The following is a 26,072-nucleotide window of genomic DNA, read 5'->3' on the forward strand; positions in this document are numbered from 1 at the left end:
TTTTCCTCCTTTAATCATTATTCAAGTGCAACTGCGCCACCAACGATTTCAGTAATTTGTTGAGTGATTGCTGCTTGTCTCGCTCTGTTATACTCGATAGATAAATCATCAATGATATCTGTCGCATTATCAGATGCATTTTTCATAGCCGTCATACGTGTAGCATGCTCACTTGCTTTTGCATCTAAAATCGTTCCATATATTAAACTTTCAACATATTGAGGTAAAATAACACTTAATATTGCTTCTTTGTCTGGTTCAAATTCATACGAAGACATTTGACCATGTCCTAAGCTTGAATCTTCTGGAGACAATGGGAGCACAGTTTTCATCGAAGGTGTGTTTTCTAAAACACTTACGAAGTGACTGTAATAAATTTTTACCTCATCCACAATCTCGTCGTTATACAAATCTATCGCTTTTTTAGCAATTGCTTGTATCTCTTTAAATGAAGGTTGATCAGGAACTTCTGTTAAAGAATCATGAATCTCATATCCTTTATTTTTAAGAAAATCAACACCTGTTTGACCTAGAACTAAGATAGAATATTCATCACTACTACTATGTTTGCGTTCAATATCTTTCATCAGATGTTTCAATACATTTGCATTGTATGCACCTGCAAGCCCTTGGTCACTAGTAATTACGATATAACCACTTTTCTTCACTTCACGCTGTTGTAACATTGGATGATGTGAATTTTTGTCCGCACCAGCAACGGCTGTAATTGCATCTTGCATTTTAGCCATATATGGTCTGAATTGATTCGTGTTTTTTTCAGCACGACGCAATTTCGAACTAGAAACCATGTTCATTGCTTTCGTAATCTGTTTCATCTTTTTTGTTGATTTTATGCGTGTATCGATTTCTTTAAGAGATGCCATTATCTCACCACCTTTTATCTACATTAACTATTATGCTTCTTCTGATTTGCTAAAACTCTTCTTGAATTCATTAATTGCTGATTCAAATGATTCATCATTAGGTAAAGCACCCGTCGTTTTGATTTCATTTAATAAATCAGATGCATTCGATTTAGCCCATTGATTCAACTCGTCTTCAAAACGCGTAATATCAATTACTGGGATATCATCTAAATGTCCTTTTGTTAAAGCATAAATAATTAAAACTTGATTTTCTACAGGTAGTGGTTTGTTTTTATCTTGTTTTAATATTTCAACTGTACGTTTACCACGTTCTAATTTTTTAGCAGTAAATTCATCTAAATCAGACCCAAATTGCGCGAATGATTCTAATTCACGATATGATGCTAAATCTAGACGTAAAGTTCCGGCAACTTTTTTCATTGCTTTAATTTGTGCAGAACCACCAACACGTGATACTGATTGTCCTGCATTAATCGCTGGTCTAACACCAGAGAAGAATAAATCAGATTGCAGGAATATTTGCCCATCTGTAATAGAAATTACGTTTGTAGGAACATAAGCAGCAATATCGCCTGCTTGTGTCTCAATAATAGGTAACGCTGTGATTGAACCGCCACCTAAATCATCATTTAATTTAGCTGCTCTCTCTAATAATCTACTATGTAAGTAGAATACGTCACCAGGATAAGCTTCACGACCTGGAGGTCTACGTAATAATAGTGATAATTCACGATAAGCTGCAGCTTGTTTTGTTAAATCATCATAGACGATTAAAACATCTTTGCCAGCAAACATGAATTCTTCAGCCATTGCTACACCAGAATATGGCGAGATATAAAGCATAGGTGCTGGATCTGCTGCTGAAGCAGAAACAACAATTGTATAATCTAATGCACCTTCTTGACGTAATTTTTCAACATTTGCTCGAACCGTTGAGTCTTTTTGTCCGATAGCAACGTATATACAAATTGTATCTTGATCTCTTTGGTTCAAAATTGTATCAATGGCAACCGTTGTTTTACCTGTTTGACGGTCACCAATAATTAATTCACGCTGCCCACGACCGATTGGTACAAGTGCGTCAATTGCTTTGATACCTGTTTGTAATGGTTCATCTACAGATTTACGATCCATTACACCAGTTGCTTTCTTCTCTACAGGACGTGTTTTTGTTGTATTGACTGGTCCTTGACCATCAATTGCTTGTCCTAGTGGGTTAACGACACGACCAAGTAACTCCTCACCAACTGGAACTTCCATGATACGTCCAGTTCGTTTTACTTCGTCTCCCTCTTTTATATCCGTGTAAGGGCCTAAAATTACTACACCGACATTGGATTCTTCTAAGTTTTGTGCTAAACCTAGAACGCCGTTATTAAATTCAATAAGCTCACCAGCCATAACGTCATTTAATCCGTGGATTAAAGCGATACCATCACCAATTTGCAGAACTGTACCTACATCAGTAACAGCCATTTCTGACTCATAATTTTCTATTTGTGAGCGAAGTAATGCACTGATTTCTTCAGCTTTAATGGCCATCTATGTCACTCCTTCGATTTTTATTTCACTCTAATAAATTGCTTTTCAAGTTTGGCAAGATCATTTTTAATACTTGCATCCATCACTTTCGTACCGACTTTAACTCGGATACCACCGATAAGATCTGGATTTATTTCATTTGTTATCATTAGTTTTGAAAGTTTTGTACGTGATTTTATAATTGAATCAATACTTGCGATTTCATCCTCAGATAGTTTATAAACTGATTCAATAACTGCAAAGTCTTGATTATGATATTCATTATATAATGTTTCAAAAGCTAAAATTATTTCATGTGTATATGTAAGGTGACGATTACTTGCAAGCACCATAAACATATTCTGTAAATATTGATTTGCATGTCCAAAAATAATAGCAACAAAACGTTGACGTTGTGCTACATCTTTTTGAGGATCTGTGTCTAATTCTTTTAATTTCCCAACTTCAGGTTGTACTGCTTCGTCAATTGTTGAAAATTCTTCATACATTTGATCGAGTAACGCTTTTTCTTTAGCAGTATCAAATAACGCTTTTGCATATTTTTTTGCTACATTAGCCATTATTTATCGCCTGCCTCTTTAATGTACTTTTCAACTAATTCTTTTTGATCTTTTTCTGAAATTTCTTTTTGAAGTACTTTTGAAGCAATTAGTACTGAAAGTTCAGAAACTTGATTGTTAATATCCGCAAGTGCGCGTTCTTTTTCACTGTTAATTTCATTTTGTGCTGTTTCAATCATGCCATTAGCTCTAATGTTGGCTTCATGAATGATTTCTTCGTGTTGTTTACGGGCTTGTATTTTAGACTCTTCTAAAATTTTATGAACCTCTTCTTGTGTTTCTTTTAGTGTTTGTTTGTTTTGTGCTTCTAGTTTTTGAGCATTTAATTTAGCTTGTTCAGCATCGTCGATATCTTTATTAATATCGCGTTCACGTTTGTCCATCACTTCTTTAAGTGGGCCCCAAGCAAACTTTTTCAAAAGTAAAAGTAATATGGCAAATGTAGCAATCGTAACAATGATTGTTCCCCATTGTACACCACCGCCACTAGCCGCACCTAGAACGAACATATTAGTCGTAGCAGTCACTTTCATAGACACTCCTTTCATCCAGTATGATCATAAGATATTTTGATAAAAACGAACGGCGAGAGCCCAGAAGACTTCGCCATAAAGACTAGTTTACTTATAGTGACATGAAAGCAATAACTACACCTATAATTGGTAGCGCCTCAACTAAACCGATACCGATGAACATAATACCCATTAATTGACCACGTGCTTCAGGTTGACGAGCGACACCTTCTACTGTTCTTGAAACGATAAGACCATTACCAATACCTGCACCAAGTGCTGATAAGCCGATTGCGATTGCTGCTGCGATTAAATTCATTTAAAAATCCTCCTAATTTGTTCTTTTTATTTTTTTATTTAATGACTCTTTTGTACTTTGTGTGACATATATACCATCGAAAGCATTACAAATATATATGCCTGAATCGTACCGATAAAAATTGAGAACCCTTGCCATACGATTAGGCCAGGTAATCCAATTAGCCAACCCCATGCTGGGAAGTCGAATACTAAACCTGCTAATAATCCTAACAATAATTCACCTGCAAAAATATTTCCGTAAAGTCGCAATCCTAGCGTCAATGTTGAAGTGAATTCTTCAAATACATTGATAGGCAATAGGAATATTGGCTTTGTATAATTTTGAAAATATCCTTTAGTTCCAACCATTTTAACTCCATAATAATGTGTTAATAGTATTATCAGAGTTGATAATGTTAATGTCACAGTTGGATCGGCTGTGGGAGATTTCCACCACAGGGTATGTCCCGAAATTAATTGGAACGGTAATCCAAGCATATTACTAACAAATATGAAAAAGATTAATGTCACGGCTAAGAAATGGAACTGACCGCCTTTTGACCAAGCCATGTTACTTTCAATAATCCCTCTTACGAAATCAAAAACCCACTCGATAAAGTTTTGTTTGCCTGTTGGACGTTTCTTGAGGTTACGTGTACAAATAATAGCTATTACAAAAACAATAAACGCCGTAATCAACATCATCATAATCGATGATAGATTAAACACGATGTCTAGACCGAACACATTCCAACTGACTAGAGGGTCTTTATGATCCATGCTTTCTCACCTCTTTCATTATAAATTTTATTTCTTGTGTAAAAATGGTTTGAAAACAATTAAAACATAAGAAATCATTAAACCAACTACTACTCCAAAAATGTTTATATCGTCCTTATAAAAATACCATGTCGTACAAGCTAATATCACAGTCAAATATCTCCAAATGTTGCCCGTTGAAATATGTATGTTATCCTTTTCTTTTGCTTTCGCCAAATAATATTCAAAAGTAAAAGTATTGATTAGCGATCCGATCATACCAATTATAAGACCTAATATAAATGCAGAGTATGTGAAAATAAACACAATTACTAGTACAATAATACAATATAAATAATATTGTATGTACTGATTAAAAATGATGTTGAAACGTTTCATTTCAGTGCCTCGCTTCACCTTATCTTTCATATATGAAAAACATTCCAATCATACAATTTTAATAATAATATAGGGTACTTTACGTGTCAATTCTATTCAAATTGTAATTTAATTTTTTACAAGAATGTCACAAAAATGTCACAAAAATACATAATTATTTGAAAGAAGAAGGTTTTTTTTCAATTAAACCGAAAAAATATTTAATATTTTGACAAATTCTATATGATGCATTGCCGTCTCCATATGGATTTTGAGCTGTGCTCATTGTCTCATATAAATTTTTGTTGTCTAATAGTTCTTTGGTTGCTGCAAAAATGTCCTTTGTATTTGTACCTACAATTTTTAATGTACCCGCTGCCACACCTTCTGGCCTTTCTGTTACATCCCTTAGTACGAGCACTGGTTTGCCTAATGAAGGTGCTTCTTCTTGTACTCCACCAGAATCAGTTAAAATTAAGTAAGACTGGTGTGCAAAATTATGAAAATCAACAACTTCTAATGGTTCTACAAGCTCGATTCTCGTATGGTTCGACAAATAATAATCTGCAATTTCCCGTACTTTAGGATTTTTATGTATTGGATATACGACAACAACATCCTCATATGCTTCGACAATATCACGTACTGCCTTAAAAATATGTGCCATAGGTTCTCCAATATTTTCTCGTCTATGCGCAGTTAAGAGAATAATACGTTTATTTTTATGCTTAGCTATAATTTCTGATTGATAACCATTATGAATTGTCGTTTTCATAGCATCAATCGCAGTATTACCTGTCACTACGATTGTGTCTTCTGGTTTGTTTTCAGCGATCAAATTATTTGCAGCATTATTGGTAGGAGCAAAGTTTAAATCAGACATTACTCCTACCATTTGTCTATTCATTTCTTCAGGAAATGGAGCGTATTTATTCCAAGTTCGCAAACCAGCTTCGACATGTCCGATTGGGACTTGATTATATAATGCTGCTAAGCTTCCAGCGAATGTACTCATGGTATCTCCGTGAACAAGTATCATATCTGGTTGCGCTTCTTTTATCACATCCTCTAATCGAATGAGTATGCGAGAAGTTATTTCAGACAATGATTGACCCTGTTTCATAATATTCAAATCATAATCAGGTGTTATGTCAAAGCTTTTCAAGACAGAATCTAACATTTCTCTGTGTTGCGCAGTCACTACAACGATTGGTTGTAATTCAGAATCTTTCTCCAACTCTAAAACGAGTGGTGCCATCTTTATCGCTTCAGGACGTGTCCCAAAAACAGTCATAACTTTTTTCATACTACTCCACTCCTGGGTTAAACTATTTTGTACCGAATAAACGGTCACCAGCGTCACCTAAACCAGGTGTAATATAAGCATGGTCATCTAATTTCTCATCTAAAGCTGCGATATAAATATCAACATCTTCATGTGCTTCTTGTAATTTTTCTACACCTTCTGGAGCTGCAATCAGACACATAAATCTGATGTGTTTAGCACCACGTTTTTTAAGTGAATTAATCGCTTCAATTGCGGAAGCACCAGTCGCTAGCATTGGATCAACTACTACAATTTCTCTTTCTTCAATGTCTTGTGGTAGTTTTACAAAATACTCAACCGCTTCTAGTGTTTCGGGATCTCTGTATAACCCAACATGACCTATTCTTGCTGCTGGCACTAAATTTAAGATACCTTGTGTCATACCAAGTCCCGCTCTTAAAATGGGAATAAATGCTAATTTTTTACCTGTTAGTCTTTTAGCTATCATTTTAGTGACTGGTGTTTCAATTTCTACATCTTGTAACTCTAGATTTCTAGTTACTTCGTATGCCATCAACATACCAACTTCGTCTACGAGTTCTCTAAACTCTTTTGTACCTGTATGTACATCTCTAATGTAACTTAATTTGTGTTGAATAAGTGGGTGATCAAAAACATGTACGTTGCCCATAATTACTTCCTCCAATTTAATTATATAAAGGATGTTTCGTAGTTAATGCTTTAACTCTTTCTTGTCCTTCTTTTAATGTTGCTTCATTTTCAGGGTCTTTTAACACTAGACTAATAATTTTGGCTACTTCTTCAAATGCCGCTTCATCAAAACCACGTGTTGTAGCAGCTGGCGTACCAAGTCTTAAGCCACTTGTTACAAAAGGTTTTTCTTGATCAAATGGAATTGTATTTTTATTACAAGTAATACCTATTGAGTCCAAGGCTTCTTCTGCCACTTTACCAGTAATATTGACTGATCCTTTTACATCTACGCATACTAAATGATTATCAGTACCACCAGATACCACTCTAAAACCTTCTTTATTTAATGTATCAGCTAATACTTTTGCATTTTTTATAACTTGTTGTTGATATGTTTTGAAATCATCTTGAAGTGCTTCACCAAATGCTACAGCTTTAGCAGCAATAACATGTTCTAAAGGGCCACCTTGAATGCCTGGGAAGATTGTTTTATCAATTTGTTTTTTGTATGCTTCTTTACATAAAATCATACCACCACGAGGACCTCGTAATGTTTTATGTGTCGTCGTAGTTACAAAATCAGCGTATTCTACTGGGCTTGGATGTAGTCCCGCAGCTACTAATCCAGCGATATGTGCCATATCTACCATCAATTTAGCACCAACTTCATCAGCAATTTCTCTAAAACGTTTGAAATCTATTGTTTTTGAGTATGCAGATGCGCCAGCAACAATTAATTTAGGTTGATGTGCTTTTGCTACTTTTAAAACTTCGTCATAGTCTATTTGTTCGCTCTCTTTGTCGACACCATATTCGACAAAGTTATAAAATTGACCACTAAAGTTTACTGGTGCCCCATGAGTTAAGTGTCCACCATGACTTAAATTCATACCTAATACAGTATCTCCGTGTTCTAATGCAACGAGATAAACAGCCATATTTGCTTGTGAACCAGAATGTGGTTGAACGTTAACATGTTCTGCACCAAACAATTGCTTTGCTCTTTCAATAGCTAATGTTTCAGATACATCTACGTATTCACAACCACCATAATATCTTCTGTTCGGATAACCTTCAGCATACTTGTTAGTTAATACGGAACCTTGAGCTTCCATAACTGCTTCCGACACAAAGTTTTCTGATGCGATTAACTCTATGTTGTTATTTTGACGGTTGAACTCGTTTTGAATCACTTCATAAATTTCTTTATCTTGATCTTTAATAAATGACATTAGTAAACCCTCGTTTCTGTATTAGTTATATTTTGCTCTTTCGCCACCAATTTTCTTAGGTCTTGAAGAAGCGATTGTAACAATTGCTTCGCCAATTTGCTTCACACTTGTACGCTCAGGTATCGCTACATGTTTAATATGCATACCGATTAATGTTTGGCCAATATCAATACCTTTTGGAACGTTAATTGTTTCAACGACTATAGGGTCAGCCATATGTTGATATGCATATGTAGCTAAACTACCTCCAGCATGGACATCAGGTACAACGGTTACTTCTTCCATCGTTAGGGGGTCGAAATTTGCTTTTTCAATAGTAATTGCTCTATTAATATGTTCACAGCCTTGAAATACGAAAGAAACGCCTGTTTCCGTTTCAATCTCTTTTAATGCTTCAAATATATCTTTTGCTACTTCCATTGATCCAACACTACCTATGCGTTCGCCAATCACTTCTGAAGTAGAACAACCTATAATGCAAAGCTCATCGTCCTTAAAGAAAGATTTAGACTTTAGTTCATCTAATAACGCTTTTAAATCCTCCATGTTCAACACCCCTTATTTATTTTGATAAAAAGTATGCCAAAATACATAAGTCCAATCAGACAAATTTAATTGCTAGCAAATTTGCTACACGTTATTATTATAACGTATTTAATGAGTTACTCATACCAATTTCACATATTTATTTACTCTAATATTTTATTTTTTAATTTTTCAATCAATGAATTTAATTCATTATAAATTTCAAGATAATCTGATTTAGTTCCTCCAAATGGGTCAGCGACATCATCACCATGCAATACATATTCACCTAAAGTGAATATTTGTGTGCCTCTTCCATACATTTGTTTAATTGCTTCTTTATGGCTTGTTGACATTGTCAAAATAAGATCTGCATTCATATCAATTTCAGTGAAATTTCGAGCATTTTCTGGTATTGGTAATTGTTTTTCTCTTACGATAGCGCGTGTATATTCTGATGTAGGCGCACCATCTATTGCAAACAATCCACGTGATGCAACTTCAATATCTGGCATTTTAGCTTTTGCAATACTTTCTGCCATCGGACTTCTGCAAGTATTTCCAGTACATACAAAAACGATTTTCATAAAGTTTCTCCTTTAACAATGGTATAATTTGCTGCCTTTTGCATACGATTCATGATAGCAACTGCATCATCACGATTTTCAAATCCAAATATATAAGCCTCTTTAATATTTTCATTTTGGTCTATGTCGTGCAATATTTGATACAAATTATGATTTGCACCTTTAATATCTCTTTCATTTTCACACAGTGGAATGAAAATTGCATTTTCAGGAATATATTTAAGCTTATCTTTTGGAAATATAAAAGCGACATTACGCCAATCTTTATCCGAAGATAGTTGTTGATGAACCGCGTATACAATTGTTATTGGGGTATCTGGTGCATAATGTTTATATTTCATTCCTGGAGCTATGGGCTTTTCTTGATTCAAGTCCTCTTTTGTTGAAATAGAGCCAGGCAACACATTTTCAATCATAGATTTGGTAATAGACCCTGGACGAGCTATCCTAAACGGATATTGTGTACAATCTAACACTGTACTTTCTAAACCTTCTTCACTTTGGTCACCATTGACAATACCATCAATTCTTTGGTTTAAATCACGATATACGTGTTCAAAATTAGTAGGAGAAGGTCTACCACTTAAATTAGCACTGGGCGCAGCAATCGGTATATCTACAAACTCTAATATTTTCCTTCCAATCGGGTGACTCGGCATCCTAACTGCTATGGACGAAAGTCCACCACTTACACTTTCACATAAATAACCTTTTTTAAGTGGTAAAATAAATGAAATTGGCCCAGGCCAAAATTGATTCATTAGCATCCTAACTTCTTGTGTAATATGCTTTGTAAATGCGTCTAATTGTTTAACATGATGTATATGAACAATAAGAGGGTTATCTGACGGTCTACCTTTTGCTGCATAAATATTTTTGATAGTCTGTTCATTTCTTGCATCACCACCTAAACCATATACGGTTTCAGTCGGTATTGCGATGAGTCCACCAGCTTCAAAAACATTTTTAATTTCGTTATAAGTATCTAAATTAACGTCATCTGTCAGATGATTCCTCAGATTCCATATTTTTGTTTTCATCTATACACACCCTTTCATCTTAATTTCAATTTTAAAACAAAATAAGAAGTTATGCACCTTCATGACTTATCATGTTCAGCACACAACTTCTTAAATTACCATTTGAAAGAAATAATTCTATCATTATTGTTAATATCTTTTATTATTTGAACACAAACAGCAGGATATTTTTCTTCAATTTTTTTCTTTAAAGTAAGGCCTTGTTTATAACCAATTTCAAACACAACTATTGCGTTGGGCAATAATACATCTGGCAATTGTTCTAAAATCTTATCATAAACTTGAAAACCATTATCTTCAGCAAATAAAGCACTGGTAGGTTCATATCTCAATACTGTATCTTCCATTAAACTTTTTTCGCTATCAGCTATATAAGGTGGATTTGAAATTAAGCCATTCACTTTAATATTTTTCTCTATCAAAGGATTTAAAGCATCACCTTGTAGAAATGTAATGTCTACATCATGATACTGAGCATTGTTTTTTGCCACCGATAAAGCTGCATCGTATAAATCTGTAGCTAAAACGTCCAAGTATTGATTCATTTTTTTAAGTAAAATAGGTATGTTCCCACTACCTGTTCCTATATCTACAACTTTATCCCCGGACTTCACCAAATTATAAAAATGTAGTACTACTTCTTCTGTTTCAGGTCTCGGAATTAAACAGTGTTCATTCACTTTAAATATTTCACCATAAAAAGATTGTGTGCCTACAATATACTGAATAGGTTCACCTTGTAACATCCTTGCTTCGGCATTATCAAACAACGCGATGTGTGCTTCTGTCATAATTTCGTCAGCCTGCAACAAATAATCTGTTTTTTGCCATTGAAATAAATCAAGCATTAACCATTCAGCTCTTGTTACTTCAATATTTTTGGCTTCACATTTGCTTTGCGCAATCTTCAATCTTTCTCTATAATTCACCGTCATTCAGTTCTTTCAATTTATCTGCTTGTTCAGCTAAAGTTAGTGCATCAATAATCTCGTCTAACTTACCTTCCATAACTTGCTCTAATTTTTGCAATGTCAATCCAATACGATGATCCGTCACACGACTTTGTGGGTAATTGTATGTTCTAATTCTCTCTGAACGATCACCTGAACCGACAGCTGATTTACGTTGTGCTGCATACTTTTGTTGTTCTTCTTGTAATTTCATATCAAACAAACGTGCTTTTAACACTTTCATTGCTTTTTCACGGTTTTGAATTTGAGATTTTTCTGATGAAGTAGCAATGACACCCGTCGGCAAGTGTGTAATTCGAACGGCAGAATCTGTTGTATTTACGTGTTGCCCACCTGCACCACTAGAACGATAAGTATCAATTTTAATATCTTCATTACGAATTTCTATCTCAACATCTTCAACTTCTGGTAATACCGCAACTGTAGCTGTAGATGTGTGAATACGTCCGCCTGACTCTGTTGCTGGTACACGTTGTACACGATGTGCACCATTTTCGTATTTCAATTTACTATATGCGCCTGTGCCTGAAACAGAGAAACTAATCTCTTTGTATCCACCATGGTCACTTTCAGTAGCTTCTACTATATCTGTCTTATAACTATGCGCTTCAGCGTATCTAGAGTACATTCTAAATAAATCACCCGCAAATATCGCAGCTTCGTCTCCACCAGCTGCTGCACGAATTTCAACAATTACATCTTTTTCATCATTTGGATCTTTTGGAATTAACAAGAATTTTAATTCTTCTTCTAATTCTGGAATTTTTTGGCTCAATTCTTGTTTTTCATCTTTGAGCATTTCAACTTCTTCTTCATCTTTTGTTTCTTGTAACATCTCATCTATTTCGGTTACATCTTCTTTAACTTGTTTATATTCTCGATATACTTCAACTGTTTTTTGCAAATCAGCCTGTTCTTTTGAATATTTTCGTAAATTGTCTGGGTTATTTACGACTTCAGGATCACTTAACATTTCATTTAATTGCTCGTATCTTTCTTCTACAATGTCTAATTGATCAAACACTACATTTCCTCCTTCTCATGATTACTTGGTGCAACGATATGATGTGCCCTACATCTAGGTTCATAGCTTTCGTTTGCGCCGACGAGAATCACAGGGTCATCTATTTTTGCTGGGTTGCCATCAATTAACCGTTGTGTACGGCTTGACGACGAGCCACATACTGCACAAACAGCTTGTAGTTTAGTCACTTCTTCACTTACTGCTAACAAATGAGGTATCGGCTCAAATGGTTCACCTCTGAAATCCATATCTAAACCTGCAGTAATCACTCTATGTCCCTTTTCAGCTAATTCTTCTACAATATGAACAATGTTGTTTTCAAAAAATTGAACTTCATCGATTGCTATAATATCAAATTTTGATAAATCGTGTTTATAAATCTCAGCTGCTGTTGAGATATTAATTGCCTCAATTGCATTGCCATTATGCGAAACAATCTTATCTTTATGATAGCGGTCATCTATTGCTGGCTTAAATACAACCACCTTTTGTTTAGCATATAGTCCACGTCTTAAGCGACGAATTAATTCTTCAGATTTTCCACTAAACATACTTCCAGTTATACATTCTATCCAGCCGGAATGATAAGTTTCATTCATTATGCGTTCCACCCTTTTTCAAAACATAATCGGTTTATTATATCATATTTTCTATCTTAAAATATCAATTTCTCTTAAGTTCTCTGTAATTTTATATGTAATTAATGTACTAAAATATTGTCACTCTTCAGTTTTAACCTATCCATCATCCATATTAAATAAAAAAGCATTCTCATAAAATGAGAATGCCTTATTACAACAATTATTCGTTGCTTGATTTGAATCCGAATTTCTTGTTGAAACGTTCCACACGACCATCCGCAGCAGCGAATTTTTGACGTCCTGTGTAAAACGGATGTGAATCAGAAGAAATATCTAAACGAATAACTGGGTATTCATTTCCATCTTCCCATTCCATCGTTTCTGATGAAGATTTTGTTGAACCACTTAAGAATTTAAAGTCTGTAGTTGTATCTAAAAAGATAACTTTGTGGTATTCAGGATGAATATTTTGTTTCATTTTTTTTCAGCTCCTTTGCCCTGAACCATCTGGAACAGAGTTGTTTGTGAGTTTTTTTACCCAATACTTGATAATTATAATTGTTATAAAACTAAAACGCAACCCTAAATCACATTTTTAAATGATAAGCCACTTTAAATAATTGGCTTTCCAGTTTTAGTACTCTCCTTGGCAGCTTCCTGTAATTGTTCAAAGAATTCTTGATTCGTTTTTGTTCGTTTTAATTTTCTTACAAATCTTTCTGTAAAATCAAGTGAATCTGTAAACATATTACGCAGTTGCCAAAGTGATTCTAAATCTTTTGGTGATATTAGTAATTCCTCTTTACGTGTAGAACTTCGGCCAATATCAATAGCTGGAAAGACACGACGTTCAGCTAATTTGCGGTCAAGATGTAATTCCATGTTTCCTGTTCCTTTAAATTCTTCATATATCATATCATCCATACGAGAACCAGTATCCACTAACGCAGTAGCTAATATCGTCATACTACCACCAGCTTCAATATTTCTAGCTGCACCAAAGAACGCCTTAGGTTTGTGTAAAGATGCTGGATCTAAACCACCTGAAAGTGTACGTCCACTTGGTGGGATAACCAAGTTATATGCACGCGCAAGTCTTGTAATTGAATCCATTAAAATAATGACATCTTTACCAATTTCGACTAAACGCTTTGCACGTTCTAATAGTAATTCTGCTACTTTGACATGGTGCTGTGGAGGTTCATCAAATGTTGAATGAACAACTTCTGCTGATTCAACAGAACGCTCTATATCAGTAACCTCTTCGGGTCTTTCACCCACAAGTAGCACAAATAATTCTGCATCAGGTTTATTAATTGCGATGGCATTTGCAATTTCTTTCAATAATGATGTTTTCCCAGCTTTAGGTGGGGCAACAATCAAACCACGTTGTCCTAAACCGATTGGAGTAATTAAATCCATAATACGTGTAGAATAATTTTCTTTTGTTGTTTCTAACTTGATGCGTTCTTCTGGGTATAAGGGTGTTAACGCTTGGAAATGTGGTCTTTTCTTAACTTCTTCTGCATTCTCATCATTGACAAAATCTACTTGCAGCAAACCATAATACTTTTCATTATCCTTTGGTTTTCTTACTTTACCAGTTACTTTATCGCCTCGTTTAATTTCAAAACGACGTATTTGACTAGCAGATATATAAATATCTTTTTCACCTTTTGAATAATTGACAGTTCTTAAGAAGCCGTAACCATCTTGTTGGATATCATCTAAGATACCTTCCATATAATAGTTTCCATCTTTTTCCATCTGTGCTTCCATAATTGCAAGAACTAACTCTTTTTTATTTAATTTACTATAGTTTGTTAATTTCAGTGATTTTGCTTTTTGAGTGAGATCTTTAGTAGTGTAATTTTTATATAACTCGTGGAACGATTCGTACTGAGGTGATGTTCGTACTTTTTCAGGCATTATCTTGCACCCATTTCATAAATAAGTTTTAAATAACATAATGAACTACGCTATTTACCTTTATAACTATAGCAAATATTTTATTTAATTACAAAATGTATTTCAATAATTGAAATTTATAAATACTGCTTTAAAGCTAATTAGTTAATAAAACAGTATGTTAAATTGTAAAACTTTACTTTATAATTCAAATTTTCTAAATTTAATAAGCCCCAAGATATAAATATCTTTAGTTCAAGCGTAATTATCAAATGCTATTAAAACAATATAGAAGTCGCTATTTACATATCGCGATGTACTGATATTAGGAATTAAAATTTCAATTTCAACGAATAAAATAAGCTAATCTTAGTTTATAGCGATTTGAAAACGTGCTGATGCCCAGGGAAATGATTTGAATGAGAGACTACAGGCTCGAATCATATCTCCAGGCAAAGCATGCACGATTGAAATCGCAAGATTTAAAAAATGACTAATCCACCATTTATATTCATGTCCAGTTAAATTATTTAGTAAATTCAAAAATTTAAATTTCTATTTGGTGGTATATGATAAATCATGTTTTCCACTGTTATAAAATAGTTACTTCTTTAGATAATACGAAAATGTTTTTGTATAAAGACACAACACTTATAGCGAATTGAAAACGTGCTGACGCCCAGGGAAATGATATGAACGAGAGACTACAGGCTCGAATCATATCTCCAGGCAAGCATGCACGATTGAAATCGCAAGATTTAAAAAATGACTAATCCATAAGCCTACGGATTAGTCATTTTTAAGCGTGAGATTTTTGTCTCAGTTTATTTTTGTTACAACATCTCACTAAGTTTTTATAATAAATTATGAATTATAATATCCTGCAATGGATTTAACTTCTAAGAATTCTTCTATACCATAATCTCCCCATTCGCGTCCTAAACCTGATTGTTTGTAACCACCGAATGGTAAATCTGGTTTACGTCCTGCTTCGTTAATTTCAACTGTTCCAGCCTCAATTGAACGGGCTACTTTGTGAAGTTTTTCTTTATCTTGTCCATATACATAACCAGCTAAGCCATATTTCGTATCATTCGCAATTTCAATAGCTTCGTCTAAATCATTATACGTAATTACAGACATTACAGGACCAAAAATTTCTTCTTGTGCAATAGTCATATCATTTTCAACATTATTAAAAATAGTTGGTCTTGCAAAATAACCTTTTTCTAAGTTTTCAGGTTTTCCAGGACCACCATATAATAATTCGGCACCTTCTTCTACACCTTTATCAATATATGATTGCACTTGATCAAATTGTTTTTTGCTAATAATTGGTCCTACTTGTGTACCTTCTTCACGAGGATCACCAACTTTAACTTGGCTAAATTTTTCTTTAACAGCTGTTAAGAATTCTTCTTTTATACTTGCTGGTACTAAAGTTCTTGTTCCTGCAGTACAAACTTGTCCTGTGTTATTAACGACTTTGCCAGTAGCTGCACTTGCAGCGCCATCGATATCAGCATCATCTAAAATGATATATGGAGATTTGCCTCCTAATTCCAATGATACTTTTTTGAAGTCTTCAGCTGCTTTTTTCATAATACTCGCACCAGTTGGACCAGAACCAGTAAAGGACATCATTCTTACTTTTGGATGTTCGCTAAGCGGATTTCCCACACCTTGACCGTCGCCATTTACTAAGTTAAACACACCTTTAGGTACGCCAACTTTATCAAATATTTCTGCTAAAATAATTGCTGCAAATGGTGTTTCTTCTGATGGTTTTAACACGACCGGACTTCCTGCCGCAAAGGCTGCAGCTAATTTTAATGAAGTTTGGTTAGTAGGGAAATTCCACGGTGTAATTAACCCTGCAACACCAATCGCTTCTTTGACGACTAAATCGTCACCGCGTCTTTCTTCAAATTCAAAATTATCTAATGCGTCTCGTGCTGCTTCAAAATGATCTAATCCCATTTGGTAATGGACATTTTCAGATACTTTTAAAGGAGCTCCTAATTCGTCGGTTATTGCGTCAACGATATCATCTTTTCTATTTTTATATTCTTGAACGATTTTATCTAAAAGTTCTTTTCTTTCTTCTACAGAACTGTGTCTAAATTCCAAATATACTTTATCTGCCGCTTCTACCGCTTTATCAACATCTTCTTTATTACCTTTAGCAATTTTACCTGCTACTTCTTCAGTTGCTGGGTTGATAACATCAAGTGTTTCTCCGCTTGAACTTTCTACCCATTGTCCGTTGATATATTGTTTAGTGAAGTTTCTCATCTATTATTCACTCCTTAATTTGTGTTCATATTTTCATTCTAACCTAGATTTTTAATTTTAAAACATATCTGCTCATATTAAATCTTTTCAAACGTTGTTATTACAGGCTTTTACGCATAATAATCGCATATTATTCTAATAGCATTAACGAATGTCATGACGATATGAAATAACACTTATAACTTAAAAATTTTGCTTATTATCTTATAATTATTAAGCATAATACATATGATGATCACCTAAGTCATTTTAAATTATTGCAGAAAAGATAACTCAACAATAAATAAAAAAGCTATAAAGCAATCTTTGTTTAAAGATTGCTTTATAGCTAACCTAAGTGTGTTAAAAATAACCTCGACGTAACATTTATCTATAAATAAATATTACGTAGAATATCAAACTAAAAAGCTAAAATCTTTAGCCTTCTAACTCGATATATTCTTGGGCCCATTTTTCCATAGGAACCAATGCCGTTGCCAAGGCATCACCTTTATCTGTAAGTTGGTATAAAATGTTCATCGGACTAGTAGAAATAATCTTTTTCTCTACAAGCCCCCATTCATTTAGGTCTGTTAATTTTATGCTAAGTGCACGAGGCGTAATTGTTTTCAAATCACGCTTCATATCAGAAAAATGAGCAGATTTTTCTGTGCATCTAGACAAGTAATTAATGATAAGACCGTTCCAACTTCTGCCTACTATTTTAAAGGTCTCTTCTAGATAAGGGCAAACCTCCATGGTCATCACCTCATATCAATTATATTTACCACTGCATAAACTATAATTATGTTTTATTCATTCAGTATAATTATTATACCACATATTTTATATTTTTTCAGTCCAAATGTCTGCACCAAGTGATTTTAGTGTTTTAACAATGTTAGTATAACCACGATAAATATGCTTTACATTGTAGATTGTAGTAACACCTTCAGCCAATAAACCAGCTACAATAAGACAAGCACCTGCACGTAAGTCACTCGCGTATACTTCTGCACCAGTTAATTTTGATGGTTTGATCGTAGCAGTACCATTATCTGATGTAATATTAGAACCCATTTTTTTAAGTTCTTCTACGTGCTTGAATCTAGCAGGATAAATTGTTTCAGTCACAAAAGATACGCCATCAGCCATAAATAATAACGGCGTGATAGGTTGTTGTAAATCTGTGGCGAAACCAGGATATACTAATGTTTTGATATCTACACTAGCATATGGTGCACTCCTCTTAATTATTGCACTATCATCGCTAACATTGATGTCTACACCAAGCTCTTTCAACTTAACAGTTAATGGCTCAACATGAGTAGGAATAATGTTATTAATCACAATATCTTCACCACAAGCTGCTGCAATACACATATATGTTCCTGCTTCGATTCTATCTGGAATCACCTGATGATGTGATCCATGAAGATGTTCAACACCTTTTATTTTAATAGTACTCGTACCAGCACCTTTAATATTTGCACCTAAACTTGTTAAAAAGTTTGCTACGTCAACAACTTCAGGTTCTTTCGCTGCGTTTTCAATTACAGTTTGCCCTTCAGCTCGAACTGCTGCCAACATAATGTTAATTGTAGCACCTACACTAACAATATCTAAAAATATATTAGCTCCTATTAAACGATCAGCTTCAATTTTCATAGATGTTTCACTGGATTCATCAATATGCGCACCTAATGCTTTAAAACCTTTGATATGTTGATCAATCGGTCGTGGGCCTAATGGGCAACCGCCAGGTAAACCAATCACGCATTTTTTAAATCTACCTAACATTGCTCCCATCATATAGTATGATGCACGTAATGATTCTACTTTGTTATTAGGTAACGGCGCATTTTCAATTTCATTTGGATCAACTTCAAGAGTCATACCTTCTAAGTTTGCCTTAATGTTCAAATCACCTAGTAAACTCACAAGCGTTTCAACATCTGAGATTTGTGGCAACCCCTCTATTGTAACTTTATCTTCCGCTAAAATTGTTGCTGGAATAATTGCTACAGCACTATTTTTTGCTCCATGATTATTAACTTCACCTTTTAGTGTTTGACCGCCTCTAATTTTTATTACTTCTTGAGCCATTCGCTTGATCTCCTTTGTCTTTCAATCAGTATTTCAATTTAATTACATTATTTGCATTATAAAGTAAAAAAATACAGTTTGCAAAACACACCAATGAAACAAAACCTTTTTAATTTAAAATTATGTATTGCTTCACTTTTATATATACTATAATGATATATTTATTCCCGATTTAATAGGATTCAAATCCTATTTGTCTTATTTCTGTTTAAAAATTATGTTAATTTTTTCAATTTACTTAATTTTAATGCTCATAGATTATAACATAAAAAAATAAGACTGCGACATTAAAAATTGTCGCAGTCTTATCTGTTTAACCAACTAGATTGTTATAAAATACTAACTTTTTTATCATAAGCTGATTATTTCGCTCTATTTGATGTACCAAACTCTTTAATTTTACCAATTACTGTTGTTTTAATTGCTTCGCGTGCTGGTCCTAAATATTTACGAGGATCATACATTTCTTGATCATTGTCTAAAGCTTCACGTACTGCTTTAGCAGAAGCAATTTGGTTTTCTGTATTAACATTGATTTTTGCAGTTCCAAATGGAATCGCTTTTTGAATGTCTTTAGTTGGAATACCAGTTCCACCATGTAATACTAATGGTAAACCTGTTGAAGCACCGATTTCTTCCATTTCTTTAAATCCTAATTTTGGTTCACCTTTATACGGTCCATGAACTGAACCTAATGCTGGTGCTAATGTATCAATACCTGTTTTTTCAACAAGTTCTTGACACTCTTTAGGATCTGCGTAAATAACACCTTCAGCAACAACATCGTCTTCTTGTCCACCAACTGTACCTAATTCAGCTTCTACTGATACACCATGTTCGTGAGCATATTCAACTACTTTTGATGTAATTGCTATGTTATCTTCAAATGATTCATGAGAAGCATCAATCATAACTGAAGTGAATCCAGCATCAATAGCTTCTTTACATTTATCAAAACTTGAACCATGATCTAAGTGGATTGCAACTGGAATCGTAATTTCTTTATCATGCATTAAGCCTTCTACCATTTTAACTACTGTATAAAATCCACCCATGTAACGTGCTGCACCTTCAGAAACTCCTAAAATAACTGGAGCATTTTCTTCTTGTGAAGCTTCCAATATCGCTTGTGTAAATTCTAAGTTATTTAAGTTGTATTGGCCAACTGCATAACCATTTTCTTTTGCATCGATTAACATTTCTTTCATTGAAACTAAAGGCATGAAAGTTCCTCCTTAGTGCATTAAGCACATATTTTTACAATTTAATTATATCAAAATCCCAAGCGATTTGCATTCTTCTATTCAATTGTAAGCGTTTTTAATTTATTTTTTAAATTTATTACTTTTAAATCAGTCTTAATTTTCTTGTTTTTATATAAAATTGCAATATTTACTACCATTATTTACAATAAGTTGAGTGAATAGAATGGAGGTACATAAATGTCTAAAATTTTGAATACACAATTAAATGGTGTTTTTAATCGAATAGAAGCACAAGCTTTAGATATTCAAATGGCAGCTCAATGCTTAATTCAAGCCATTGGCGGTGAAGGTAATGTATATGTTAAAGGTTATGGAGATTTGAATTTTTTTGAAAGCTATATATTAAACAGTAATGAAAAATTAGAGTCTAGTACAGCGCTACGCTCACTCAATACATTTGAAGATATTGATACAACAGATAGAGTGTTGCTTTTTTCTCCTTATTATACTGAGGATGTAGAAAAAGACGTTAACGCACTAATTGCAAACGATGTAGATTTTGTCTTAATTTGTAATAAACCAAAGACAGAAAACTTTCAGGATCATTTATTTCATTTTGTTAATTTAAGTACACCTAGACCAATTATCTATACGGAAGATTACGATAAAATTGTTATACCACATCCTATTGCATTTAACTATATTTATTATGATATCTATACACAAATGGTTGAAATGGTTAGAGATTTAAATCTTTAACTTTTCATCAAATTTAATAGACAATCTGACTTAAAAAAGGCTGAAACGTATGTTATCGTTTCAGCCTTTTTACAACCATATTTACTTAATTTGTTGGTGTTTCAAAGATGCTTCTATAAACGCTTTGAATATAGGTTGCGGTCTATTAGGTCTAGATAGGAATTCTGGATGGAATTGACATGCGACAAAGAAATCATTTTCAGGAATTTCTACCATTTCGATTAATCTACCATCTGGACTAGTTCCAGAGAATATCATGCCTTTTTCTTCTAATTGATCTCTGTATTCATTATTGAACTCATAACGATGACGATGTCTTTCTTCTATATCAACTTCGCCATAAATTTTATGCGCTAAAGTTCCTTCTTTAATATGGCATGGGTATAAACCTAATCTTAAAGTACCTCCTAAATCTTCAATATCTTTTTGTTCAGGCAATAAGTCAATAATCGGATGTGGTGTCGAAGGATCTAATTCTGCAGAGTGTGCATTTTCAAAACCAAGTACATTTCTAGCAAACTCTACTGTAGCAAGTTGCATACCTAAGCAGATGCCGAAATATGGTACATTATTTTCTCTCGCGTATTTGATAGCGGAAATTTTACCTTCACTTGCTCTGAATCCAAATCCACCAGGAACTAAAATGCCGTCAACATCATTAAGGATATCGTGTACATTTTCATCAGTTACTTCACTAGAATCTATCCATTTAACTTCAATATCTTTTTTAAATGGATAACCTGCATGTTTTAATGATTCAACAACTGATAAATATGCATCTTGAAGACTGACATATTTACCAACTAAACCAATAGTTATTTTACCATCTAAACTATTAACTGTATCCAATAAATATTGCCATTCATCTAATTGAGTATCGTACTTAGCGTTAAGTTCTAAGCGTCTAATTACGATATCATCCATGTCCTGTTTACTTAATTGTAAAGGAATTTCATAGAGTGAATCTGCATCGCGACATTCAATTACACTTTCTTTGTTAATATCACAGAACAAAGCAATTTTATCTTTTAAATCTTGCGTTAATTCATATTCTGTACGTACTACGATTAAGTCAGGTTGAATACCTAACCCACGAAGTTCTTTAACACTATGTTGCGTTGGTTTTGTTTTCATTTCACCGGCAGCTTTTATAAATGGTAAAAGTGTACAATGTACATACATGACATTTTCACGACCTAAATCACTACGAATTTGTCTAATCGCTTCAATAAATGGTAATGATTCAATATCACCAGTAGTACCACCAATTTCAGTAATAACTACATCAGCATTTGTACTTTCTCCCGCTAACAGTAAACGTTCTTTAATTTCATTTGTAATATGAGGGATTACTTGGACCGTACCACCAAGATAATCACCACGACGTTCTTTTTTCAAAACATGTGAATAGACTTTACCAGCTGTAACATTTGAATATTTATTTAAATTAATATCAATAAATCTTTCATAATGTCCTAAGTCTAAATCTGTTTCCGCACCATCATCAGTAACAAATACTTCACCATGTTGGTATGGACTCATTGTACCTGGATCAACATTTAAATATGGATCAAATTTTTGTATTGTAACTTTTAATCCTCTATCTTTTAATAAACGTCCTAAAGATGCTGCTGTGATACCTTTACCTAATGAAGATACAACTCCACCAGTTACAAAAATAAACTTTGTCATTTTCTGCCTCCTATTATTAAAACAGTCATTCTCACAATACCAACAAAAATTTATGGTATGTTTCATTAATTATTGAAATGGTTATAATTTATCTAAACGTCAAAGTTTTATAATTTTTAAATATCATTATATTCACTATAAATAACGTCATAAATTAAAATTTTATAAAATTTGTATAGTAATTCAAATAAAAAAATCGCTCCCTCTCACAGCATTTGCAAGGGGGAGCGTATAATATTTATACACGTCGTCCTAATTAAAGGAGCCCGAATAAAATTTTATCATTTTCGCAGAAAAAGTCAAATGAATATTGATAGATTATTGATTAATTTTCTTTTTCTTCGTCCTCTTCATCATATTCATCTTCGTCTTCTTCTAAATCTTCATCTTCGTCATCATCTTCATCAATAACGATTTCATTTTCAGGAATTTCTTCGTCAACTTCTTCTTCGTCAGGTTCTTCGATTGTTTCTTGGTCATCAGTAACTGCTGGGATGTCATCATCGTCGTCGGCTTCATCTTCACCAAGTAATTTTAATGTCTTATCTTCTTCATCGTCGTCGTCTAAAATGTCGAATTTTTGGATAGTTGGTGCTATTTTTTCTTCAATATCAGCTACTGAATACCAATCACGTAAGCCCCATATATTTTCTCCAACATTTAGGAAACGACCATCTGTATTTAAGTCTGTATAGAATTGAACAATTCTATTCTCAATTTCGTGGTCTTCGTAATGACCTAATGCTTTAAATTCATCAATAATATCATATAAGTTCATTGTATCGCCTTTTTCAAGTAATAATGTATAGGCCATATCAATAAATGATTTCTCGTCAACCATTTCTTTAGTGTAATCTTGAATTCTCATTATTTATTCTTCCTTTCAGAGGCATTTATCCAAATCAGTACTATTCATCTTAAGTAATAATAACAAAAGTAAATTATAAATGACAATCCCTGATTTCGCAAACACTATTAATAATTTATATATTTTTCAAATACGGAAAAATCTTCAGCTGTTTCAATTTCAACAAAATTACTATTAATACATAATGGTTTTAATTCATTATTTTCCCCATAAAGTGTAATCGTTATAAGTTTTATACCTTTAAAATGCTTTCGAATATATGTAGGTAATTGTCTTAGTGCACTTTCTGCTATACCGTTATGTCTCTCTGATTTATCGACTTCAATTGAATTGATGTTCATACGTTGCCCATGTTGCTCAATTGCTATAAAACCTACTTTATCATCATCTTTCATCATATCAATGATATAAACGTCATAAGATGATGTATCTCCATTTGCTATTAATTTTAAAGAAGACACATGTTTAGAATCTAAATCTAAATAATAGAGACGTTCTTTGCCGATAGGTCCTTCTTCTTTCGTAGCAGCATGCATAAAACCTGCACGTTCATATACATTCCATGCACCTTTATTTTCTGCATCTACGACTAAGTATAAATGATTAAAATTTGGAAATAACTTTTGGACATATTGTGGCAAATACATCATCATTTTTGTACCATATCCAAACCCTTGAAAGTCTTCATTTACAGATAAAGAGCGAACATATATAACCTGTTTAGGTGTATCGTAACCTTCATGTTGATAATATTGATGTAATACAAAGAAACCGACTACTTCACCTTCATCATTTAAAGCGATGTTAGCCACTCTGTCTTCGTCTTTTAACGCATCATCAAGCACGTCTTTTGGCAAAGAAGAATATATCTGTTGACGCTCGCTCAATTTAAAATGATATAAAGCTGATTTATATTTGTCTTCAAAAACTTGAATTGTAATATTTTCAAATGATTCTTTAATAAACATATTTTATCCCCTATTGTGTTTAGCTTTTATTAGTTATTAATACCACTTTTGCATTAATATAATCGAAATTTGAACATTTTATCTTATTAGTCTAAGAAACAATTCATGAGCCAATTAACTTCAAACTGATCTTTCACTTGTCCATGCATCGCATTAAAAAATGTTTTAGATAGAGGCATATGTGGGTCTCCTGCTTCACTTAATTTATCATACACTTGTTTTTGAGTTGCCAAATCATCGAAAGTTAAAATAATGTTCGTATTGTCATTGCTCCATTCACGTCCATATGTACTGGAAATATGCAATACAACTGTTTCATTAACATGAAGTTCCGCATGTAAGGTTTCCCCATTTGTCTCATTTAATATTTTTTCGTTACCACCAAACGCATTTTTATAATATGCAAGTGCCTGTTCTACATCATCTACTTTAATAAACGGGCTTAAATTCATTAAAATCATCCCTTTCAAATTTTCTATAGTTGATTTTCCCTCATTTTATTATAATATAAGTTATAATGTAAATTTTTTAGGAGGTACACAGATGAAAATAGGCATTGATGCCGGCGGAACACTTATAAAAATTGTTCAAGAGGATAATGGCAACCGGCAATATACTACAAAATTAACTACGGAAATTAATGAAGTCATTGATTGGTTAGGACAACAATCATGTGAAAGTATTAGCTTAACAGGTGGTCAGGCTGGAACAATTCAAAATAAGTTAAAATGTGAATCACGTATTTTTGTAGAGTTTGATGCTGCTGCAAAAGGTTTAGAACTTTTGTTAGAAGAACAAGGTCATCATTTAGATAATTACATTTTTACTAATGTTGGTACCGGAACATCACTGCATTATTCAAATGGCGAAAAGCAACAACGTGTTGGCGGTGTAGGAGCAGGTGGCGGTATGATACAAGGCCTGGGTTATTTATTAACTGGATTAAAAGACTATAAAGAATTGACAGATACTGCCCAAAAAGGTGAGCGAGAATTTATTGATTTGAAAGTAAAGCATATCTATAAAGATAGTGAACCTCCGATTTCAGGTGATTTAACTGCAGCTAATTTTGGTCATGTGCTACACAATTTAGACAAAGATTTTTCAGATTCTGACAAATTAGCTTCATTGATTGGTGTCGTGGGGGAAGTCATTACTACGATGGCTATTACAGTAGCGAGAGAATACGATACTGAAAATGTAGCTTATATTGGTTCTTCTTTCCATAATAATCATTTACTTAAAGAAGTTGTTAAAGATTATACGATATTGCGTGGTTTCAAGCCATTTTATATTGAACACGGTGCCTTTTCCGGCGCATTAGGTGCAATACATTTACAATAAAATTTACCATGACATAGGTATAAAGAATTGAACTTTCTATACTTATGTCATGGTAAAAAAATGGAAACA

General features: G+C 33.5%; 28 protein-coding genes. 2 read left to right on the forward strand and 26 right to left on the reverse strand.

The window, feature by feature from the left end; genetic code table 11:
- Positions 1-17 precede the first annotated feature (17 nt).
- From atpG to fdaB, 22 genes are all read right to left on the reverse strand, one after another.
- A complete protein-coding gene (gene atpG / locus KA867_RS11990) occupies positions 18-884 on the reverse strand; it encodes an ATP synthase F1 subunit gamma (RefSeq protein WP_107384838.1) in 867 nt (288 codons plus the stop codon).
- A gap of 30 nt (positions 885-914) precedes the next feature.
- Positions 915-2,429, reverse strand: coding sequence for a F0F1 ATP synthase subunit alpha (gene atpA / locus KA867_RS11995; RefSeq protein ID WP_210138177.1), 1,515 nt, complete (start codon positions 2,427-2,429; stop codon positions 915-917).
- A gap of 20 nt (positions 2,430-2,449) precedes the next feature.
- On the reverse strand, positions 2,450-2,989 hold the full coding sequence (locus KA867_RS12000; RefSeq protein ID WP_210138178.1) for a F0F1 ATP synthase subunit delta: 540 nt from the start codon (positions 2,987-2,989) through the stop codon (positions 2,450-2,452).
- A complete protein-coding gene (locus KA867_RS12005; protein WP_026034759.1) occupies positions 2,989-3,516 on the reverse strand; it encodes a F0F1 ATP synthase subunit B in 528 nt (175 codons plus the stop codon). The genes KA867_RS12000 and KA867_RS12005 overlap by 1 nt, the downstream gene beginning before the upstream one ends.
- 97 nt (positions 3,517-3,613) lie before the next feature.
- On the reverse strand, positions 3,614-3,820 hold the full coding sequence (gene atpE / locus KA867_RS12010; protein WP_002482721.1) for a F0F1 ATP synthase subunit C: 207 nt from the start codon (positions 3,818-3,820) through the stop codon (positions 3,614-3,616).
- A gap of 38 nt (positions 3,821-3,858) precedes the next feature.
- Positions 3,859-4,581: a F0F1 ATP synthase subunit A gene (gene atpB, locus KA867_RS12015; RefSeq protein ID WP_019468297.1), complete on the reverse strand. Its 723-nt coding sequence runs from the start codon at positions 4,579-4,581 to the stop codon at positions 3,859-3,861.
- A gap of 27 nt (positions 4,582-4,608) precedes the next feature.
- Entirely contained in the window at positions 4,609-4,959 is a 351-nt protein-coding gene (locus KA867_RS12020; RefSeq protein WP_210138179.1) for an ATP synthase subunit I, read from the reverse strand.
- A gap of 154 nt (positions 4,960-5,113) precedes the next feature.
- Positions 5,114-6,244: a non-hydrolyzing UDP-N-acetylglucosamine 2-epimerase gene (wecB, locus tag KA867_RS12025; protein ID WP_210138180.1), complete on the reverse strand. Its 1,131-nt coding sequence runs from the start codon at positions 6,242-6,244 to the stop codon at positions 5,114-5,116.
- A 22-nt stretch (positions 6,245-6,266) separates the two neighbouring features.
- On the reverse strand, positions 6,267-6,896 hold the full coding sequence (upp, locus tag KA867_RS12030) for a uracil phosphoribosyltransferase (RefSeq protein WP_019468295.1): 630 nt from the start codon (positions 6,894-6,896) through the stop codon (positions 6,267-6,269).
- A gap of 16 nt (positions 6,897-6,912) precedes the next feature.
- On the reverse strand, positions 6,913-8,151 hold the full coding sequence (glyA, locus tag KA867_RS12035; protein WP_210138181.1) for a serine hydroxymethyltransferase: 1,239 nt from the start codon (positions 8,149-8,151) through the stop codon (positions 6,913-6,915).
- A 21-nt stretch (positions 8,152-8,172) separates the two neighbouring features.
- Entirely contained in the window at positions 8,173-8,697 is a 525-nt protein-coding gene (locus KA867_RS12040; RefSeq protein ID WP_107384845.1) for a TIGR01440 family protein, read from the reverse strand.
- A gap of 143 nt (positions 8,698-8,840) precedes the next feature.
- Positions 8,841-9,263: a low molecular weight protein arginine phosphatase gene (locus KA867_RS12045; RefSeq protein WP_210138182.1), complete on the reverse strand. Its 423-nt coding sequence runs from the start codon at positions 9,261-9,263 to the stop codon at positions 8,841-8,843.
- Positions 9,260-10,303, reverse strand: a complete 1,044-nt coding sequence (locus KA867_RS12050; protein WP_210138183.1) for an L-threonylcarbamoyladenylate synthase — start codon at positions 10,301-10,303, stop codon at positions 9,260-9,262. The genes KA867_RS12045 and KA867_RS12050 overlap by 4 nt, the downstream gene beginning before the upstream one ends.
- Positions 10,304-10,398: 95 nt before the next feature.
- Positions 10,399-11,238, reverse strand: a complete 840-nt coding sequence (prmC, locus tag KA867_RS12055) for a peptide chain release factor N(5)-glutamine methyltransferase (RefSeq protein WP_210138184.1) — start codon at positions 11,236-11,238, stop codon at positions 10,399-10,401.
- Positions 11,222-12,298 carry a peptide chain release factor 1 gene (gene prfA / locus KA867_RS12060; RefSeq protein ID WP_210138185.1) on the reverse strand — a complete coding sequence of 359 codons (1,077 nt, stop codon included), beginning with the start codon at positions 12,296-12,298 and terminating at the stop codon, positions 11,222-11,224. The genes prmC and prfA overlap by 17 nt, the downstream gene beginning before the upstream one ends.
- Positions 12,298-12,897 carry a thymidine kinase gene (locus KA867_RS12065; RefSeq protein WP_019468288.1) on the reverse strand — a complete coding sequence of 200 codons (600 nt, stop codon included), beginning with the start codon at positions 12,895-12,897 and terminating at the stop codon, positions 12,298-12,300. The genes prfA and KA867_RS12065 overlap by 1 nt, the downstream gene beginning before the upstream one ends.
- Before the next feature lie 202 nt (positions 12,898-13,099).
- Positions 13,100-13,357 carry a type B 50S ribosomal protein L31 gene (locus KA867_RS12070; protein WP_019468287.1) on the reverse strand — a complete coding sequence of 86 codons (258 nt, stop codon included), beginning with the start codon at positions 13,355-13,357 and terminating at the stop codon, positions 13,100-13,102.
- Positions 13,358-13,491: 134 nt separating this feature from the next.
- Complete coding sequence (gene rho, locus KA867_RS12075) at positions 13,492-14,808, reverse strand: transcription termination factor Rho (RefSeq protein ID WP_107384850.1); 1,317 nt, start codon at positions 14,806-14,808, stop codon at positions 13,492-13,494.
- 843 nt (positions 14,809-15,651) lie between these two features.
- Positions 15,652-17,082: an aldehyde dehydrogenase family protein gene (locus KA867_RS12080; RefSeq protein WP_210138186.1), complete on the reverse strand. Its 1,431-nt coding sequence runs from the start codon at positions 17,080-17,082 to the stop codon at positions 15,652-15,654.
- Positions 17,083-17,499: 417 nt separating this feature from the next.
- On the reverse strand, positions 17,500-17,820 hold the full coding sequence (locus tag KA867_RS12085; RefSeq protein ID WP_019468284.1) for a winged helix-turn-helix transcriptional regulator: 321 nt from the start codon (positions 17,818-17,820) through the stop codon (positions 17,500-17,502).
- An 87-nt stretch (positions 17,821-17,907) separates the two neighbouring features.
- The gene (locus tag KA867_RS12090; protein ID WP_210138187.1) at positions 17,908-19,167 is read right to left on the reverse strand and encodes a UDP-N-acetylglucosamine 1-carboxyvinyltransferase; all 1,260 of its coding nucleotides are present in this window, start codon (positions 19,165-19,167) and stop codon (positions 17,908-17,910) included.
- A 362-nt stretch (positions 19,168-19,529) separates the two neighbouring features.
- Positions 19,530-20,390, reverse strand: a complete 861-nt coding sequence (gene fdaB / locus KA867_RS12095; protein WP_107505277.1) for a class IIb fructose-bisphosphate aldolase FdaB — start codon at positions 20,388-20,390, stop codon at positions 19,530-19,532.
- A gap of 219 nt (positions 20,391-20,609) precedes the next feature.
- Between fdaB and KA867_RS12100 the strand changes: the two genes are divergently transcribed.
- Positions 20,610-21,131: a DUF2529 family protein gene (locus KA867_RS12100; RefSeq protein ID WP_210138188.1), complete on the forward strand. Its 522-nt coding sequence runs from the start codon at positions 20,610-20,612 to the stop codon at positions 21,129-21,131.
- Between the two features lie 81 nt (positions 21,132-21,212).
- Here KA867_RS12100 and KA867_RS12105 read toward each other — a convergent pair whose 3' ends face one another.
- The 4 genes from KA867_RS12105 to KA867_RS12120 all read right to left on the reverse strand — a co-directional run bounded on the left by KA867_RS12105 (position 21,213) and on the right by KA867_RS12120 (position 25,111).
- Positions 21,213-22,823, reverse strand: a complete 1,611-nt coding sequence (locus KA867_RS12105; RefSeq protein WP_107384758.1) for a CTP synthase — start codon at positions 22,821-22,823, stop codon at positions 21,213-21,215.
- A 325-nt stretch (positions 22,824-23,148) separates the two neighbouring features.
- Entirely contained in the window at positions 23,149-23,691 is a 543-nt protein-coding gene (gene rpoE / locus KA867_RS12110; protein ID WP_210138189.1) for a DNA-directed RNA polymerase subunit delta, read from the reverse strand.
- 107 nt (positions 23,692-23,798) lie between these two features.
- The gene (locus KA867_RS12115) at positions 23,799-24,659 is read right to left on the reverse strand and encodes a GNAT family N-acetyltransferase (RefSeq protein ID WP_210138190.1); all 861 of its coding nucleotides are present in this window, start codon (positions 24,657-24,659) and stop codon (positions 23,799-23,801) included.
- A gap of 86 nt (positions 24,660-24,745) precedes the next feature.
- On the reverse strand, positions 24,746-25,111 hold the full coding sequence (locus KA867_RS12120) for a VOC family protein (protein WP_210138191.1): 366 nt from the start codon (positions 25,109-25,111) through the stop codon (positions 24,746-24,748).
- 91 nt (positions 25,112-25,202) lie between these two features.
- Here KA867_RS12120 and coaW point away from each other — a divergent pair, with 91 nt between their 5' ends.
- Positions 25,203-26,003, forward strand: a complete 801-nt coding sequence (coaW, locus tag KA867_RS12125; RefSeq protein WP_210138192.1) for a type II pantothenate kinase — start codon at positions 25,203-25,205, stop codon at positions 26,001-26,003.
- The last annotated feature ends 69 nt before the right edge of the window (positions 26,004-26,072 follow it).

This window comes from Staphylococcus sp. GDH8C109P, assembly GCF_017893405.1.
GTDB lineage: Bacteria > Bacillota > Bacilli > Staphylococcales > Staphylococcaceae > Staphylococcus > Staphylococcus cohnii.

Bases quoted from the DNA above. Each gene is read 5' to 3' on its own strand.
- atpG (WP_107384838.1), bottom strand. From the start codon at position 884: ATGGCATCTCTTAAAGAAATCGATACACGCATAAAATCAACAAAAAAG.
- atpA (WP_210138177.1), bottom strand. From the start codon at position 2,429: ATGGCCATTAAAGCTGAAGAAATCAGTGCATTACTTCGCTCACAAATA.
- KA867_RS12000 (WP_210138178.1), bottom strand. From the start codon at position 2,989: ATGGCTAATGTAGCAAAAAAATATGCAAAAGCGTTATTTGATACTGCT.
- atpE (WP_002482721.1), bottom strand. From the start codon at position 3,820: ATGAATTTAATCGCAGCAGCAATCGCAATCGGCTTATCAGCACTTGGT.
- atpB (WP_019468297.1), bottom strand. From the start codon at position 4,581: ATGGATCATAAAGACCCTCTAGTCAGTTGGAATGTGTTCGGTCTAGAC.
- KA867_RS12020 (WP_210138179.1), bottom strand. From the start codon at position 4,959: ATGAAACGTTTCAACATCATTTTTAATCAGTACATACAATATTATTTA.
- wecB (WP_210138180.1), bottom strand. From the start codon at position 6,244: ATGAAAAAAGTTATGACTGTTTTTGGGACACGTCCTGAAGCGATAAAG.
- upp (WP_019468295.1), bottom strand. From the start codon at position 6,896: ATGGGCAACGTACATGTTTTTGATCACCCACTTATTCAACACAAATTA.
- glyA (WP_210138181.1), bottom strand. From the start codon at position 8,151: ATGTCATTTATTAAAGATCAAGATAAAGAAATTTATGAAGTGATTCAA.
- KA867_RS12040 (WP_107384845.1), bottom strand. From the start codon at position 8,697: ATGGAGGATTTAAAAGCGTTATTAGATGAACTAAAGTCTAAATCTTTC.
- KA867_RS12045 (WP_210138182.1), bottom strand. From the start codon at position 9,263: ATGAAAATCGTTTTTGTATGTACTGGAAATACTTGCAGAAGTCCGATG.
- KA867_RS12050 (WP_210138183.1), bottom strand. From the start codon at position 10,303: ATGAAAACAAAAATATGGAATCTGAGGAATCATCTGACAGATGACGTT.
- prmC (WP_210138184.1), bottom strand. From the start codon at position 11,238: ATGACGGTGAATTATAGAGAAAGATTGAAGATTGCGCAAAGCAAATGT.
- KA867_RS12065 (WP_019468288.1), bottom strand. From the start codon at position 12,897: ATGAATGAAACTTATCATTCCGGCTGGATAGAATGTATAACTGGAAGT.
- KA867_RS12070 (WP_019468287.1), bottom strand. From the start codon at position 13,357: ATGAAACAAAATATTCATCCTGAATACCACAAAGTTATCTTTTTAGAT.
- rho (WP_107384850.1), bottom strand. From the start codon at position 14,808: ATGCCTGAAAAAGTACGAACATCACCTCAGTACGAATCGTTCCACGAG.
- KA867_RS12080 (WP_210138186.1), bottom strand. From the start codon at position 17,082: ATGAGAAACTTCACTAAACAATATATCAACGGACAATGGGTAGAAAGT.
- KA867_RS12085 (WP_019468284.1), bottom strand. From the start codon at position 17,820: ATGGAGGTTTGCCCTTATCTAGAAGAGACCTTTAAAATAGTAGGCAGA.
- KA867_RS12090 (WP_210138187.1), bottom strand. From the start codon at position 19,167: ATGGCTCAAGAAGTAATAAAAATTAGAGGCGGTCAAACACTAAAAGGT.
- fdaB (WP_107505277.1), bottom strand. From the start codon at position 20,390: ATGCCTTTAGTTTCAATGAAAGAAATGTTAATCGATGCAAAAGAAAAT.
- KA867_RS12100 (WP_210138188.1), top strand. From the start codon at position 20,610: ATGTCTAAAATTTTGAATACACAATTAAATGGTGTTTTTAATCGAATA.
- KA867_RS12105 (WP_107384758.1), bottom strand. From the start codon at position 22,823: ATGACAAAGTTTATTTTTGTAACTGGTGGAGTTGTATCTTCATTAGGT.
- rpoE (WP_210138189.1), bottom strand. From the start codon at position 23,691: ATGAGAATTCAAGATTACACTAAAGAAATGGTTGACGAGAAATCATTT.
- KA867_RS12115 (WP_210138190.1), bottom strand. From the start codon at position 24,659: ATGTTTATTAAAGAATCATTTGAAAATATTACAATTCAAGTTTTTGAA.
- KA867_RS12120 (WP_210138191.1), bottom strand. From the start codon at position 25,111: ATGAATTTAAGCCCGTTTATTAAAGTAGATGATGTAGAACAGGCACTT.
- coaW (WP_210138192.1), top strand. From the start codon at position 25,203: ATGAAAATAGGCATTGATGCCGGCGGAACACTTATAAAAATTGTTCAA.